This is a genomic window from Streptomyces sp. NPDC059861 (genome assembly GCF_042731435.1).
Lineage (GTDB): Bacteria > Actinomycetota > Actinomycetes > Streptomycetales > Streptomycetaceae > Streptomyces.
Genome location: NZ_JBHWJQ010000009.1, coordinates 159,992 through 175,534 on the forward strand (window position 1 = coordinate 159,992; position 15,543 = coordinate 175,534).

The 15,543-nt window shown below is 71.8% G+C and carries 11 protein-coding genes; 3 read left to right on the forward strand and 8 right to left on the reverse strand.

The features are described 5' to 3' along the window. Window positions 1-70: 70 nt before the first annotated feature. Complete coding sequence (locus ACFV6X_RS11090) at window positions 71-865, reverse strand: class II aldolase/adducin family protein (RefSeq protein WP_365445811.1); 795 nt, start codon at window positions 863-865, stop codon at window positions 71-73. A 143-nt stretch (window positions 866-1,008) separates the two neighbouring features. On the opposite strand from ACFV6X_RS11090, the gene ACFV6X_RS11095 reads away from it, so the two are divergent. Then, the gene (locus ACFV6X_RS11095; protein ID WP_385380815.1) at window positions 1,009-1,482 is read left to right on the forward strand and encodes a pyridoxamine 5'-phosphate oxidase family protein; all 474 of its coding nucleotides are present in this window, start codon (window positions 1,009-1,011) and stop codon (window positions 1,480-1,482) included. A gap of 6 nt (window positions 1,483-1,488) precedes the next feature. Here the strand turns inward: ACFV6X_RS11095 and guaA are convergent, their stop codons facing one another. Beyond that, window positions 1,489-3,063, reverse strand: coding sequence for a glutamine-hydrolyzing GMP synthase (gene guaA / locus ACFV6X_RS11100; RefSeq protein WP_385380818.1), 1,575 nt, complete (start codon window positions 3,061-3,063; stop codon window positions 1,489-1,491). Window positions 3,064-3,367: 304 nt separating this feature from the next. On the opposite strand from guaA, the gene ACFV6X_RS11105 reads away from it, so the two are divergent. Beyond that, window positions 3,368-3,667: a chorismate mutase gene (locus tag ACFV6X_RS11105; protein ID WP_385380821.1), complete on the forward strand. Its 300-nt coding sequence runs from the start codon at window positions 3,368-3,370 to the stop codon at window positions 3,665-3,667. A 640-nt stretch (window positions 3,668-4,307) separates the two neighbouring features. After that, entirely contained in the window at window positions 4,308-5,333 is a 1,026-nt protein-coding gene (locus ACFV6X_RS11110) for an LAETG motif-containing sortase-dependent surface protein (RefSeq protein ID WP_385380824.1), read from the forward strand. A gap of 111 nt (window positions 5,334-5,444) precedes the next feature. Here the strand turns inward: ACFV6X_RS11110 and ACFV6X_RS11115 are convergent, their stop codons facing one another. The 6 genes from ACFV6X_RS11115 to ACFV6X_RS11140 all read right to left on the reverse strand — a co-directional run bounded on the left by ACFV6X_RS11115 (window position 5,445) and on the right by ACFV6X_RS11140 (window position 15,412). Then, window positions 5,445-7,223, reverse strand: a complete 1,779-nt coding sequence (locus ACFV6X_RS11115) for a GMC oxidoreductase (protein WP_385380826.1) — start codon at window positions 7,221-7,223, stop codon at window positions 5,445-5,447. Between the two features lie 40 nt (window positions 7,224-7,263). Continuing rightward, entirely contained in the window at window positions 7,264-8,889 is a 1,626-nt protein-coding gene (locus tag ACFV6X_RS11120) for a succinic semialdehyde dehydrogenase (RefSeq protein WP_385380829.1), read from the reverse strand. 104 nt (window positions 8,890-8,993) lie between these two features. After that, window positions 8,994-10,739 carry a serine/threonine-protein kinase gene (locus tag ACFV6X_RS11125; RefSeq protein WP_385380832.1) on the reverse strand — a complete coding sequence of 582 codons (1,746 nt, stop codon included), beginning with the start codon at window positions 10,737-10,739 and terminating at the stop codon, window positions 8,994-8,996. 43 nt (window positions 10,740-10,782) lie between these two features. Then, window positions 10,783-12,528, reverse strand: coding sequence for a serine/threonine-protein kinase (locus tag ACFV6X_RS11130; RefSeq protein ID WP_385380834.1), 1,746 nt, complete (start codon window positions 12,526-12,528; stop codon window positions 10,783-10,785). A gap of 88 nt (window positions 12,529-12,616) precedes the next feature. After that, complete coding sequence (locus tag ACFV6X_RS11135; protein WP_385380837.1) at window positions 12,617-13,669, reverse strand: serine/threonine-protein kinase; 1,053 nt, start codon at window positions 13,667-13,669, stop codon at window positions 12,617-12,619. A gap of 138 nt (window positions 13,670-13,807) precedes the next feature. After that, window positions 13,808-15,412, reverse strand: coding sequence for a serine/threonine-protein kinase (locus ACFV6X_RS11140; RefSeq protein WP_385380949.1), 1,605 nt, complete (start codon window positions 15,410-15,412; stop codon window positions 13,808-13,810). Between the last annotated feature and the right edge of the window lie 131 nt (window positions 15,413-15,543).

Here is a 15,543-nt window from a genome sequence, read left to right on the forward strand (position 1 = left end):
AAGGCGGCGGTGCTCCGGGGGTTCTGAGCACCCTCCAGGACAGCGGCTCCCTCCAGGACAGCGGCTCCTTCTAGGACAGCAGGTCGGGTTCCCTGCGCGTGATGTCCTGCCACAGCGGCTGGTAGTTGATCCACGCGACCAGGTCGCCGCCGAGCTGCTCCCGGGTCGCCACCGCCTGTTTGTGGTCGATCAGGATCGGGCGGCCCGCGGCCTTCGCGGTCAGCTGCACCTGGCAGGAGCGCTCCATGGAAACGAACCACCAGGCCGCCGCGTCCACCGAGTCGCCGACGGTCAGCAGGCCGTGGTTGCGCAGGACGAGGGCCTTGCGGGAGCCGAGCGCGGCGGCGATCCGGCGGCCCTCCTCCGCGTCGACGGAGACGCCGCTGTAGGCGTCGTAGAGCGCGTGGTCCTCGTAGAAGGCGCAGCTCTCCTGGGTGATCGGGTCGAGCAGGTCGCCGAGCGCGGACAGGGCGCGGCCGTGCACGGAGTGGCAGTGGGCGACGGCGACGACGTCGGGGCGGGCGTCGTGCACCTGGGCGTGCACGGTGAAGGCGGCCTGGTTGACGTGGTAACGGCCCTCCACGACCTGCCCGTCCTGGTTGGCCAGCACGAGGTCGCTGACGGTGACGTGGCGGAAGGGCATGCCGAACGGATTGACCCAGAAGCAGTTCGAGTACTCGGGGTCGCGGGCGGTGATGTGCCCGGAGACGCCGTCCTCCAAGCCGTACCGCCCGAAGATGCGCAGCGCCCCCGCGAGCCGTTCCTTGCGGTGCCGGCGCTCGTCGTCGACCGATTCGTACCTCGGCGGCATCGCGAACTGCAGCCGGTCGGTGGGCAGGGGCTGGGGCGGGGTGGGCGCGGACATGGGTCCTCCGGCGCTGGGTTCCGGTACGGAGCGGAAGTTACCCGCGGTCAGCGCAGGAGAACAGGGCTTCGGTGGGATCAGCGACACTCCGGCGCGGCGCATACCCGACAGAAGATGTCGGGTATCGGCGCCAGACTCCTCGTATGGCAGCGAACTGGGCATCCTTCAGCACCGCCGAACCCGATCTCGCGAAGACCGTCGAGGAACGCTTCGGCTCCTACACCCACCACGTCCTCGCGACCCTGCGCAAGGACGGCTCGCCGCGCACCACGGGGATCGAGGTCCGGTTTCTCGGCGGTGAGCTGTGGCTCGGCATGATGCCGGACTCGCTCAAGGCCCTCGACCTGCGCCGCGACCCGCGCTTCGCGCTCCAGGCGAACCCCGGGGAGGGCACGTCCATGGGCGGCGGTGACGTACGGATCGCCGGGCGGGCCGTCGAGGTCGAGGACGACGCGACGAAGGCCCGGTACCACGAAGAGGTGGAACCGCCGGAGCCGTTCCACCTCTTCCGCACCGAGCTGACGGAGGTCGTACGGACCTACGTCGAGGACGACAAGTACCTGGTCGTCCAGGTCTGGAAGCCCGGCGCTCCCCTGCGCACGATCAAGCGCACGTAGGGCTCACTACTCCCACTCGATCGTCCCCGGCGGCTTCGACGTCACGTCGAGCACGACCCGGTTGACGTCCCGCACCTCGTTGGTGATCCGGGTGGAGATCCGGCCGAGGACGTCGTACGGCAGGCGCGACCAGTCGGCCGTCATGGCGTCCTCGGAGGAGACCGGGCGGAGCACGATCGGGTGGCCGTACGTCCGGCCGTCGCCCTGGACGCCGACCGAGCGGACGTCCGCGAGCAGCACCACCGGGCACTGCCAGATGTGACGGTCGAGGCCGGCCGCCGTCAGCTCCTCGCGGGCGATGGCGTCGGCGTCGCGGAGCAGGTCGAGCCGCTCCTTCGTCACCTCGCCGACGATACGGATACCCAGTCCCGGTCCCGGGAAGGGCTGGCGCTGGACGATCTCCTCCGGCAGGCCCAGCTCCTGGCCGACCATCCGGACCTCGTCCTTGAACAGCTTGCGCAGCGGCTCGATCAGCTGGAACTCGAGGTCCTCGGGGAGGCCGCCGACGTTGTGGTGGGACTTGATGTTGGCGGTGCCGGTGCCGCCGCCGGACTCGACCACGTCGGGGTAGAGCGTGCCCTGGACCAGGAACTCCACCGCGGGGCCCGCGTCGGCGATGATCTCGGCCTGCGCCTGCTCGAAGACGCGGATGAACTCACGGCCGATGATCTTCCGCTTCTCCTCCGGGTCGGAGACACCCTTGAGGGCGTTCAGGAAGCGCTCCTCGGCGTCGACGACCTTCAGTTGCACGCCGGTGGCCGCGACGAAGTCCTTCTCGACCTGCTCGGTCTCGCCCTTGCGCATCAGGCCGTGGTCGACGTACACGCAGGTCAGCTGGGAGCCGATGGCCTTCTGGACGAGGGCGGCGGCGACCGCGGAGTCCACACCACCGGACAGGCCGCAGATGGCGCGCTTGTCGCCGACCTGCGCGCGGATCGCCTCGACCTGCTCCTCGATCACGTTGCCGGTGGTCCAGGACGGGCTGAGGCCGGCGCCGCGGTAGAGGAAGTGCTCCAGGACCTGCTGGCCGTGCGTGGAGTGCATGACCTCCGGGTGGTACTGGACGCCGTAGAGCTTCTTCTCGTCGTTCTCGAACGCGGCGACCGGGACGACGTCCGTGGAGGCAGTGACGGAGAAGCCCTCGGGGGCGGCGGAGCAGGCGTCGCCGTGCGACATCCACACGGCCTGCTCGGCCGGGGTGCCCTCGAAGAGGGTGGAGGACGACCGGGAGACGTGCAGGTCCGTGCGGCCGTACTCACGGGCGCCGGTGTTGTCGACGGTGCCGCCGAGGCTCTGCGCCATCAGCTGGAAGCCGTAGCACATGCCGAAGACCGGGACGCCGGCCTCGAAGATCTCGCGGTCCAGGCGCGGGGCGCCCTCCTCGTACACCGACGAGGGGCCGCCGGACAGGACGATCGCCGCCGGGTTCTTGGCGAGCATGTCCTTGACCGGCATGGTGCTCGGCACGATCTCGCTGTAGACCCGGGCCTCGCGGACGCGTCGGGCGATGAGCTGGGCGTACTGCGCACCGAAGTCGACGACCAGGACGGTGTCGGGGGCGGCGGGGGTCGCTGATGACACGGGTTGCCTTCCGGCGGCTCGAAAAGGGCTGTACCTCCGATTCTAACGGGGCTGCCGCACGTGACGGCCGTCTCAGGATCCGAACCGAATTGGCGGCCGCCGAAGGCCGCGGCATACTGGCCGGATGCGCTCGCACCCGACCTTCCGCTTTACCTATGGCAACCGGCCCGCCGGCTGCCATGGTCGTGCTGCTTGAGCTACTGACAAGCGACTTCCCAGGCGCCCCGGGCCGACAAGGTCCGGGGCGTTCGGCGTTCCAGGAGCCTTGTCCGTTCCGGGGCCTTACGCGACAGGAGCCCCGATCATGACCTCCACCACCACCGCCGCCGCAGGTGACAGGACCGGCGCCCGTACCGACGAGGCCGCCGAGGTGATCAGCGGCGCGCGGGAACGCATCGACGCGCTCGACGACCGGATCATCGGGCTGATCCAGGAACGGATGGCCGTCTCGGCCGTGATCCAGGAGGCCCGCATCACCTCCGGTGGCCGGCGCGTGAACCTCTCCCGCGAGATGGAGGTGCTCGGCCGCTACCGGCAGGAGCTCGGCAGGCCGGGCACCGCCCTCGCCATGACGCTGCTCGAGCTCTGCCGTGGCCGCATCTGAGGTTCGAACTGTCCAGAGGGCGCGCCCGAGGTTCGAACTGTCCAGGGCTCGCATCTGAGTTCGCGCCCCCTCTCACCCGTACGGCGCGTGACCGCCGCCCGCCAGGCTTCGTTGGTCCCGATGTCCGTGCCAGCCAGGGGCGGGCCCGAAAGAACCACGCGTGGCTCGCTGGGGCGATGAGACGTACGGATCGTGACGTGCGTCGTGGGACCTCGCTCCAGAAAGTGACCGGACAGCAGGGGACAGCAGCCCGGTCACCCAAGAGAACGGTCGGCTCCGGGGACGCCCGGGGCCGGCCGGCGGAACTGCCCGAAGTGAGACGTACCAGAGGTCGAGACCATCCGGAGGCAGGCGGCGCAACCCCCCGGCGCCGCTTCCCAGGCACCGGCGCTGCCCTGACGCCGGTGCTGACGCAGGAAGGGCCCCGCGGCTCCGCCCCGCGGGGCCCTTCTCATGCCCACTCACCCGTCCCACCGGCTGCCCCGGGTCTCCCCACCCAAACCAAGTGATCCAGCTCACATAAATTCTGTGTGAAGCGTGGACAACCATTCACCGGCTCCAGTGATCAAACCTGCAAGTACCCAGGGCCACACCCGTACCCCCATACGTGGAGCCCTTCCGACTCAGCAGGTAGGTCTTCATGAAGCTTCGCCGTGCCCTGGCCGTCGCCGCCGCGGCGGCCGCGATAGCCCCCATGGCTCTGCTCGCGGCGCCGGGGGCGTACGCCACGGACTCCCCGAGCCCCAGCGTTTCGGAGTCCGCCACCGAGACGGCGTCCGTCTCGCCGTCCCCGTCCGACACCCAGTCGCCCATCGCGAGCGACCCGGGTACGCCTTCCGGCGGCACCAGCGAGTCGGCCACCACGGACCCGACCGCGACGGGAAGCGCCTCCGCTACCGCCACCACCGAGCCGACCGGCTCCGGCTCGCCCTCGGCCACCACCTCCGTGAGCCCTTCCCCGAGCAGCTCCGCGCCGGAGCAGGACCTCTGCGAGAACGCGGACGAGGAGTCCGTCGGCCTCAGCGAGGACCTGACCAGCGGTCTGTCCGGCCTGCCCGAGAGGATCGTGGCCGGCAGCGGCTGGACCGAGTTCTCCTTCGACGTCTCCAACGACGGCGACGAGCAGATCAAGAACATCAAGCCGCTGATCGGCGTCGCAGCGCTCGGCTGGGACGAGGAGGACTACTCGGGCGACATCACCGTCCAGGTCTTCGACAAGGTCAAGGGCGGCTGGAACACGCTGGCGGACACGGCCGGCGAGGGCGGGACCTTCCCCGCGTTCAGCCTCGGCGCGGGCCAGTCCACCTCGTACCCGCTGCGCCTGAGCGTCAGCGGCAAGGTGCCCGACGCCATCGGTCTGACCGGCGGTTTCGCGCAGTACTCGGACGCCGAGGGCTGCTGGATGGCCGACGACCCGAACGGCTGGGTCTACTTCTTCGACATCCTCGCCGCGGGCTCGGACGCCGGTGACCCGCCGGACGCCAAGCCGCAGGGCGGGATGAGCGACCTGGACGAGGTCAACGACGTGGACGCCACGGGCAGCCTCGCCGACACCGGTTCCAGCTCCGCGCTGCCGATGATCGGCCTGCTCGGCGGGGTCGCCGTCGTCGCCGGTGCGGGTGCGGTGTTCGTCGTCCGGCGCAAGAAGGCCGGTGCGCAGGCGTAAGCACGCCTGAAGCAGAGACAAAGAGAGAGGGAGCTGCGCTCGGAGGGGGGCGCAGGTCCCTCTCTCTTCTTTCGCCCTCTGCCTGTGCCTTCTTGCGGCCCTTCCTGTGGACTACTTCTTGGGCGGCACCGTCGGCATCCCCAGGAACGGCAGCCGCAGCGCGCCGAACGCCTCCGCGGGGACCGCCGGGGACTGCGGCTCGACCGGCTTCAGGCGCTCGTACGCCGCTCCCTGCCGTGGGCGCGGGTCGGCCTCGCCCTTGTTGGGCCAGTACGACATCGCGCGCTCGGCCTGCGCCGTGATGGTGAGGGACGGGTTGACGCCCAGGTTCGCGGTGACGGCCGCGCCGTCGACGACGGAGATGCCGGGGTGGCCGTACAGCCGGTGGTAGGGGTCGATCACGCCGGTCTCGCGGGAGTCGCCGATCGGGCAGCCGCCGAGGAAGTGCGCGGTGAGCGGGGTGCCCATCAGTTCACCGACGTTGCTGCCGGCGAAGCCGTTGATCTCCGCGGCGATCGCCGACGCGCCCTGCGAAGCGGCCTTGATCTGCTTGGGGTTGGGGGCGCCGTGCCCCTGCTTGGCGGTCAGCAGGCCCTTGCCGACGCCGTCCGGTTTCAGGTACGTCGTCAGCGAGTTGTCCAGCGACTGCATCACCAGGCCGATGATGGTCCGCTCCGACCAGCGGTGGTTGTTGAGGGAGCGGAGCATCTGGAGGGGGTGGCGGGCGGCGTTGCGCAGGAACGCCACGGCGCGGGACGAGCCCTCCGCGTACGGGATCTGGAGGATCGCCATGCCGCCCATCGCGTTGGAGCCCTTGCCGTAACGGACCGGCTCGATATGGGTGTTGGCGTCCGGGTGGATGGAGGACGTGATGGCGACGCCGCGGGTGAAGTCGACCTTCGGCTCGCCGGTGACCTTGCGGTAGCGGCGGTTGGTGGTCTGGGCGCCGACCAGGGCCTCGGAGTTGGTGCGGGTCAGTTCGCCGAGCCGGTCGGAGAGGTACGGCAGCTGGCCGCCGGCCTTCATGCGGTGCAGCAGGGTCTGGGTGCCGTAGGTGCCGGCGGCCAGGACCACACGCTCGGCGCGGAAGGTGCGGCCGCCGCCCTTCCCGCGGTTGCCGGTGGGCAGGGTGGCGACGGCGTACCCGCCCTGCGAGTCGTCGGTGACGGAGACGACCGTGGTCATGGGGTGGACGACCGCGCCGGCCTTCTCGGCGAGGTAGAGGTAGTTCTCGTTGAGGGTGTTCTTCGCGCCGTGGCGGCAGCCGGTCATGCACTCGCCGCACTCGGCACAGGCGCGGCGGGCCGGTCCCGCGCCGCCGAAGTAGGGGTCGGCCGCCTCCTCGCCGGGGCGCGCCGTGGCCTTGCCGTCGGCGTCCTTGCCGTCCCCGAAGAAGACGCCGACCGGTGCCATGTGGAAGGAGTCGCCGACGCCCATCCGCTGCGCGGCGGCCTTCAGATGGACGTCGGAGGGGGTCGTCGTCGGGTTCAGCCGGACGCCGAGCATGCGCTGTGCCTGGTCGTAGTACGGCGCCAGCTCCTCCTGCCAGTCGGTGATGTGGCCCCACTGGGGGTCCTCGAAGAAGGGCTTCGGCGGGACGTAGAGCGTGTTGGCGTAGTTGAGCGAGCCGCCGCCCACGCCCGCGCCGGCCAGCACCATGACGTTGCCGAGCAGATGGATGCGCTGGAGGCCGTACATGCCGAGCCTGGGGGCCCAGAGGTAGTTCTTCAGGTCCCAGGAGTTCTTGGGGAGGGTGGCTCGGGTGAAGCGGCGGCCGGCTTCCAGGACGGCGACCCGGTAGCCCTTCTCCGTGAGGCGCAGGGCGGTGACGGAACCGCCGAAGCCGGAGCCCACGACGATGACGTCGTAGTCATAGGCGTCCTGTGGCACGTGTTCTCCTCGTTGAGTGTGCGTGCGGGGCCTGGGGGCGTCAGCGGAACCTGAGCGACTTCATCACCCGCAGGCTGCGGCTCATGAACGCCGCGTACTTCGCGTCGTCCATGCCCATCGACGGGGCCATGGGCAGCAGGCGCTGGTGGGCGATCGTCTGGGCCTCGGTGTACTTGAGGATGCCCTCGGAGCCGTGGCGGCGGCCCAGGCCGGAGTCCTTCATGCCGCCCATGGGGGACTGGACGCTGCCGTAGGCCGGCGCGTAGCCCTCGTTGATGTTGACCGTGCCCGTGCGCAGCCGGGCGGCGACCTCGCGGCCGCGGCGGGCGTCCTTCGTCCAGACCGAGGAGTTCAGTCCGTACGGCGTGGAGTTGGCGTGCTCGACCGCCTCGTCGTCGGACGTGAAGCGGTAGAGGGAGACGACCGGGCCGAAGGTCTCCTCGGTGCAGACGGCCATCGGCGGCTCGACGCCGTCGAGGATGGTCGGCTCGTAGAAGTACGGGCCGATGTCCGGGCGGGCGGTGCCCCCCGCGACGAGCTTCGCGCCCTTGGCCACCGCCTCCTCCACATGCCGCTTGACGGTCTCCAGCTGGCGTTCGCCCACCAGGGAGCCCATGTCCGCGCCGTAGGCGAGGGACCTGCCGAGCCGCATGGCCTTCGTGCGGGCGGCGAAGCGCTCCAGGAAGGCGTCGGCCACCGAGGCGTGGACGTACAACCGCTCGATGGAGATGCACAGTTGCCCGGCGGAGGAGAAGCACGCGCGCACGGCGCCGGCCGCGGCCTTCTCCACGTCCGCGTCCTCCAGCACCACCATGGCGTTCTTGCCGCCCAGTTCGAGGGAGACGCCGACCAGGCGGGCGGCGGCGCCCTGCGCGACCTCGCGGCCGGTGCGGGTGGAGCCGGTGAAGGAGACGTAGTCGGCGTGCTTGACGACCTCGGGGCCGACGACCGGGCCCTCGCCGAGGACGACCTGGAAGACCTCGGCGGGCAGCCCGGCCTCGATGAGCAGGTCGCGGGCCCATAGCGCGGTGAGGCAGGTCTCCGTGTCCGGCTTCATCACCACCGCGTTGCCCGCGACGAAGGCCGGCAGGGCGTCGCCGACGGACAGCTCCAGCGGGTAGTTCCAGGGGGCGATCTGGCCGACCACGCCACGCGGGTGCCGCAGTTCGGTGACCTTGGTGAGGGTCGGGATGGCGCCGGTGTGCCGCTTGGGCCTCAGATAGGCGGGGGCCTTGCGGCCGTAGTGCCGGGCCGCGACGGCCACGGCCTGCACCTCCTCGTGGGCGTGCAGCCGGGCCTTGCCGGTCTCCAGCTGGATCAGGTCCAGGACCTCGGCCTGGCGCTCCAGCACCAGGTCGTGGAAGCGGAGCAGGACGGCCGCACGACGCCGTACCGGCGTCTGCGCCCACACGGCCTGTGCGGCACGGGCCGCGGCGAACGCGTGTCGTACGTCCTCCGGCGTGGACTCGGGCAGGTCTGCCAGCTTCTCGCCGGTGAACGGCGAGTGGTTGGCGGTCCGGCCGGAACCTGCCACGCCCCGGGTGAGCTGGGCGATCAGCTCGGGGGTGACCACGTCCGCGGCGGTGCGGGCGCCCTCGGGCGCGGGGGCGAGAGGGTTGGTGCCGGTCGAGTGCGTGGCCTGCTCCAGGGCCTGCGAGTCCGTCATGAGCCGCAGGGTATGCCGCGGCGAAGGCTTTGTGTACCCGTCGGTAATAGGGATTCACCGAGTACACACATGCCGCCAGTGATCACTGGCAACAAACGCCCTGATCAGGGCGTTGGTGAGCCCTGACCTGCCTCGATCTCCAGTCGGCCGCGAGCGCCCTTGAAGACCGACGTGCCCTTCTTCTCGTCGGGCGTGCCCTTGGGCATGTCGACGCGCAACTCGTACATGCGGCCGCCGTCGGCGAGGATCATCAGCTGCATGACGCGGGAGGGGTCCTCGGCCATGTTGTAGGTGGTGTCGGCGAGGACGGCTTCCCGGCCGTCGAAGGTCGTGCGGGTGTACTGCGTGCGGGCGTCGCCGTCGTAGCTGTCCCAGGTGGTGTGCGCCGCGCGCGCCAGGGCCATCGGGGAACCGGGTGCCTCGTCCCAGCGGGTGAGGCGGACCTGGATGGTGTTGTCGAGGTCGTAGACGACCAGATGCGGCGGATCGTCGGCGCCGCCCTCGCGGGCGGCTTCCTCGTAGTCGCCCGGCAGGGAGAGGACGGCGGCCAGGTCCTTCTCGCGGTGCGCGGTCCAGGCGGGGCCACGGGTCGCGGCGATGCCCGGGGCGGAGCTGCGGGGTGCGGCAGCGGCCGGGGCCGAGCTGTGGGTGGTGGTCCGCTCCGCGGCCTCCGAGTCGTCGGGGTCGGGACGGAAGGAGGACGTGGCGAGCCAGACGCCGCCGGTGACCAGGACACCGAGCAGGACGGCGGGGGCGGGGCGGCGCAGCGGGTGACGGGTCTGCCCGAGGGGCTGTCCGGCGGTCCCGGGCGCCGCACCCGGCGCCGGGGTGGAGCCCGAGGCAGGCGTGGAGCCGCTCTGCGGCAGTCGCGCAGCGTCGCCTTCGGGTACGTCCGCCTCATCCTCCGGCGCGGGCTCAGGCTTCCCCCGCAGCTGTCCCGTGCCGGCGTCGTCCGCGAACCCCTCCGGCTCCGCGGCCCCCTGAGCAACCCTCACCGCGTCGCCCGGCACCCCCGGCCGGCCCTCCGCCACCGCGCCCAGCCTTACGGCGACCTCCTCGGGCGCCGGGCGCAGCTCGGGGTCCTTCGCCAGGAGCCGTACGAGCAGCGGACCCAGCGGGCCGGCCTGCTGCGGCTCGGATGGATCCGCGGCGAGGATCGCGGCGAGCGTCGACTCCGGCGTCGTACGGCGGAATGGAGACCAGCCCTCGACGGCGGCGAACAGCAGAACCCCGAGCGACCACAGGTCGGAGGCCGGGCCCGCGCCGGTGCCGGACATCCGTTCCGGGGCGATGAACTCCAGGGAGCCGACGAACTCGCCGCTGACGGTGAGGGATTCCTCGCCCTGGACATGGGCGATGCCGAAGTCGGTGAGGACGACACGGCCGTCCCTGCCGAGCAGGACGTTGGCGGGTTTGACGTCCCGGTGCACGATGCCGACCGCGTGGGCGGCGCGCAGGGCGCCGAGGACGGCGAGGCCGATGCGGGCGGCCTCGGCGGGCGGTATCGGGCCGCGCCGGAGCGTCTCGTGGAGGGACTCGCCCTGGATCAACTCCATGACGATCCACGGGATGCCGTCCTCCTCCACCACGTCGTGGATGGTGACGGCGGACCGGTGGTCGACGCGGGCGGCGGCGCGGGCCTCGCGGTACAGGCGGTGGGCGGCCCGGCGGTGGGCCTCGTCCTCCGGATCGCCCGGCAACCGTGGCTGCTTGACGGCGACTTCACGCTCCACCAGTTCGTCGCGCGCACGCCAGACGGTGCCCATGCCGCCGGAGCCGATGCGTTCCAGCAACCGGTAGCGCCCGCCGACCAGACGTCCGTCGCGCTGGTGTTCGCCGCCGTCACTCATGCCCCATGCCTACCCCGCGGGACACGTGTTTGTCGACGTGGGTTCAGAGCTTGTCGACGTCCAGGTTCGCGATCGTCACCCGGGCCACCTCGCGGCCGCGTTCCGTGAAGTCGCCCTTGCCGGGGTAGCTGATGGTGAGCTTGTACATGTCGTCGGCGGCGTTCTGGTAGTAGAGGATCTGCACTTCGCGGGGGCGCGGACTCTGGCTGTCGGTCGTCGTGTAGGTGATGGTGTTCTTCGCGGCGTCCTTGCCCTGGTACGTGATCGCCTCGTCCGGCTCGGTGGCCGGGTTCTCCGGCATGCTGAAGTCGTAGCTGCCGCTCTCCTCGAAGACGCGGTTGTCCTCGTACATCTCGTCGCCCGCGGACGCCTGGACGGAGTCGCCTGTGTCCTCGGACTTCTTGTCGAGGCTCAGCCCGATCCAGATGCTGCCGCTCGGGTCCGTGTACGTCACCCAGTGGCCGTCGTCGGTGTCCTCGGGCACCGTCCGCACGTAGCCACCGGGGAAAGCGAGGGTCGCGGCGACGTCCTTCTCCGCCCGGGTCTTCCAACCCTCGGGCAGCGGGCCCGCGAACGGGTCGGCGAGCACCAGGTACGCCGCCACCGCGGCCGCGACGACCGCCGCGCCCAGCGCGAGCAGCGTCCTGCGGCCGATCCGGACACCTCCGCCGCGCCCTCGGTCGCCGCCGTCCAGCGTCACGACCTGTGTGGCCACCGGCGCCGGCGGATGGGCGGCCGCCTCCAGCAGGGAGCGGACCTGGGCGGCGTTCGGGCGGCGGGCCGGGTCCTTCTGGAGCAGGCCGTTGATGACCTCGGCGAGCGGCCCGGAGGCCGACGCGGGCGGTGCGGGTGTGGCGTTGAGGACGGACTGGAGGGTGGCCGGCGTGTTGCTGCGGCGGAACGGCGACACGCCCTCCGTGGCCGCGTACAGCACGACGCCCAGCGACCAGAGGTCCGAGGCCGGACCGGGGCGCTGGCCCAGCACCCGCTCCGGCGCGATGTACTCGGGCGAGCCGACGAAGCCGCCGGTGTCGGTCAGGTTCGTCTCGCCCTCGATCTGCGCGATGCCGAAGTCGGTGAGGACGACGCGGTCGTACCGGCCGAGCAGGACGTTGTCCGGCTTGACGTCCCGGTGCAGGATGCCGGCGGCGTGCGCGGCCTCCAGCGCGCCGAGCACCTCAAGGCCGATCCTGGCCGCCTCGCGGGCGGAGAGGGTGCCCTCCTGGAGAGCGTTGCCGAGGGAACGTCCCCGCACCAGCTCCATCACGATCCACGGCCGGCCGTCCACCACGGCGACGTCGTGCACGTCGACCACCGCCGGGTGGTCGAGCCGGGCCGCGGCGCGGGCCTCGCGGCGCATCCGCTCGAAGGCGTTGTCGCGTTCGTGCTCGGGAAGGTGGTCCGGAACGCGGGGTTCCTTGACCGCGACCTCCCGGTCCACCGTCTCGTCCTTGGCGCGCCACACCGTGCCCATGCCGCCGTGCCCGAGCTTGGCGAGCAGCCGGTAACGCCCGGCGATCAGCCGCCCGGCGCCGGGGTCGTCCTGGGCGGGCCGGTGGGCGGGCTGCTGCGGTGCCTGGTGCGTGGACTGGTGGGGCGCCTGGTGCGTGGGCTGCCCAGGTGTCTGGTGTGGGGGCTGCTGGGCGGGCTGCTGCGGCGGCGGCTCGGCCTGGGCGGGCGACGCGTACGGATTGTCCGGGTGCGGTACGGCGGCGGGCCGAACCGGCGGTTGCAGACCGAAACTCGTTGGCTCGTCGGCCCCGTAGTGGGCTCCCCCGTTGTTGCTCATGCGTCCATGCATATCGCGGCAGGCGGCTTTGCATCCACCGCGAGGGGCCACCGGTCACAGACCCGTGACCCGGCTCGTCGCATATCTCCTATTCGGGTGGGCTGTTGGACCCACTGGCGGACGGCGACGCGGAGGTGCTCAAGGACGTGCTCGGCGTCGGGCTCACCGGCGGACCGTCGCCGTCCCCGGCACCCCCGTTCACGAACAGCGCGGCCGCCGACACCCCCGCCGCCACCATCGCCGCGACCAGCAACGCGACCACCAGTCGGTCCCGCGAGGTGCGTTGCGAGCGGGCCGGTTCCGGCGCACGACCCGTCTCGAGGAAGTCCCGCAGCATCCGCTCGGCCTGCGCCGCGTCCAGCCGCCGTTCCGGGTCGCGTTCCAGCAGCCCGAGTACGACGGGCAGCATCGGGCCGGCCTGCGCGGGCGGCCGGATCGGCGCGGCGACCACGGCGTGCAGGAGGCCGCCCAGCGAGTCGCGGTGGAAGGGCGACTCGCCGCTGACCGACGTGCACAGCAGCACGCCGAGCGACCACAGGTCGGAGGCCGGGCCGGTCCCCGACCCCGACATCCTCTCGGGGGCGGTGTATTCGGGCGAGCCCACGAACGTCCCCGACTCGGTGAGCGTGGTGGCGCCCTCCACCTGGGCGACGCCGAAGTCGGTGAGGACGACGCGGCCGGTGCCGGACTCGATGAGGACGTTCGCCGGCTTGAGGTCGCGGTGCAGGACACCGGCCTCGTGCGCCGCGCGCAGCGCGCCGAGCAGGGCGATGCCGATCCGGGCGGCCTCGCGGGCGTCGACCGGACCGCCCGCGGCAATGCGGTCGGCGAGGGAGCCGCCGTCGATCAACTCCATCACGATGTAGAGGCGTTCGTCGTCCTCGACCACGTCGTGGACGACGCTGATGTGCGGGTGCCGCAGCTGGGCCAGCGCACGGGCCTCGCGCAGCGTGCGGTCGCGTGAGGAGCGGGCGCGCGCCGCCGACGGGGAGTCGTCCGGGACGAGTTCCTTGACGGCCACCTCGCGGCCGAGCAACTGGTCGGTGGCGCGCCAGACCACGCCCATGCCGCCCCGCCCGACCGTCGCCTGAAGGCGGTAACGGCCCGCGATGACACGCTCGTCGGACCCCTCGCTCCCCATGAGCACATCATGCCCCAGCCGGAGCGTGCCGCTCCGGGCCGAACGGGTGGCATGGCCGACAAACGCCCATGTCGCGCGGGTACGTTGCACGGTCAACGACCTGGCTCGCACCGCTTTCCGGTCAGGCCGGCACGCCGCTCAGGAGGGCTTCCCCGGCCGCCATCCCCGCAGCAGCGTGTCGAACTGTTCGCGCGTCGTCTCCCAGTCCGCCGCGGGCGCCGACATGTAGATCGCGTACTCGACCCCGTCACGGGTCAGGTACATCTCCTCGATCGCCCGGCGCGGCCCCGCGTACTCGCCGGGGTCGGTCTCCAACGCCGTCCACGTGTACTCCCACAGGGACCCCTCGCGGTCCCGGTAGATGTTCTCCTCCATGGTCACGCGCTCGTACCGGGCCAGCCGCTGAAGCTGCTGCTCCAGGTCCAGCTGGTGCTCGTAGGGGACGTCGAAGTCCGGTGACTTGTCGATGGCGATGCGCACGAAGTGCGTACCGCCGTCCGGCGAGTAGTCGATCTGCGTGAGATCGCCCTCGACGCCGTAGACCTTCCGCTGCCAGCGATCACTGGGCAGCGAGAGGCTGAAACCCGCCGGGTCGTCCTTGCGCACCCAGGTCGCCGGGACGGAGTCCTCGGGCTCCGGGGCGTCCGGGGACTTCGAAGGGGTGGCGGACGAGCCGGCCGACGAGGACACGCCGCCCCGGTCGCGACCCTCTTCCCACTGCTGCACCAACACCGCGCCCGCGCCGCCGACGACCGCCGCCATGGCCACGACGAGGGCCAGCGTGCGCAGCCGGCGCCGCCGCCCGGCCGGCACCGCGGTCGGTGGGGGGCCCAGCGGGTTCGGCCGGGAGTGCTCCCGCGTCTCCTGGCGCACCGGCCCCGGGTCCGGCTGCCGGGCCGGGGGCACGAGCACCTCGGTCACCTGCGGGCGGCCCCCGTCGGCCACCTCGGCGAGCAGTCGCTCCGCCTCGGCGGAAGAGGGCCGCGTGGCCGGCTCCTTGCGCAGCAGCGCGGTGATCACGGGACCGAGCGGACCGGCGTACCGGGGCTCGGCGGGGTGCTCCTCGACGACGGCCTGCATGGTGGACAGCGGCGAGGTGCGGCGGAACGGCGAGGTGCCCTCCACCGCCGTGTACAGCGTCGCGCCGAGCGCCCACAGGTCGGAGGCCGGTCCCGGGTCGTGACCGCGGACCCGCTCGGGGGCGAGGTAGTCGACCGAGCCGACGACCTCTCCGGTACGGGTGATCGTCGTGTCGCCGTCGATCTGCGCGATGCCGAAGTCGGTGAGCAGGACGCGGCCGTCGTCGGCGAGCAGGACGTTGCCGGGCTTGACGTCCCGGTGCAGGACACCGGCGGTGTGCGCGGCCCGCAGGGCGCGCAGCACCCACATGCCGATCCGGGCGGCCTCGGCCGGCTCGACCCGGCCCTGCGCCTTGACCGCGTCGGCGAGCGAGCGGCCCTCGACCAGCTCCATCACGATCCACGGCCGGCCGTCGTGTTCGAGCACGTCGTGGACGGTGACGACGGCCGAGTGGTTGATCCGCGCGGCCGCGCGCGCCTCTGCCCGGGTGCGGGCCAGCAGAACGGCCTGGTCGCTGCCGGAGACGTAGAGGGCGGCGGTCAACTCCTTGATCGCGACGGCCCGGTGCAGCACCTCGTCATGGGCGCGCCACACCCGTCCCATGCCGCCGCTGCCGATGGCGTCGGTGAGCCGGTAGCGGCCTCCGATGAGCAGGCCCTGCATCTGATTCACGTTTCCCCGCAGTGTTCTTGGCAGGTTCAGCGTAGGGACACGCCCGCGAACGGGGAACCACGGGGGGCCCAAGGAAACCGCACTGTGACGGTTGTCGCTTTCGGTGACGACAAGCAACCATC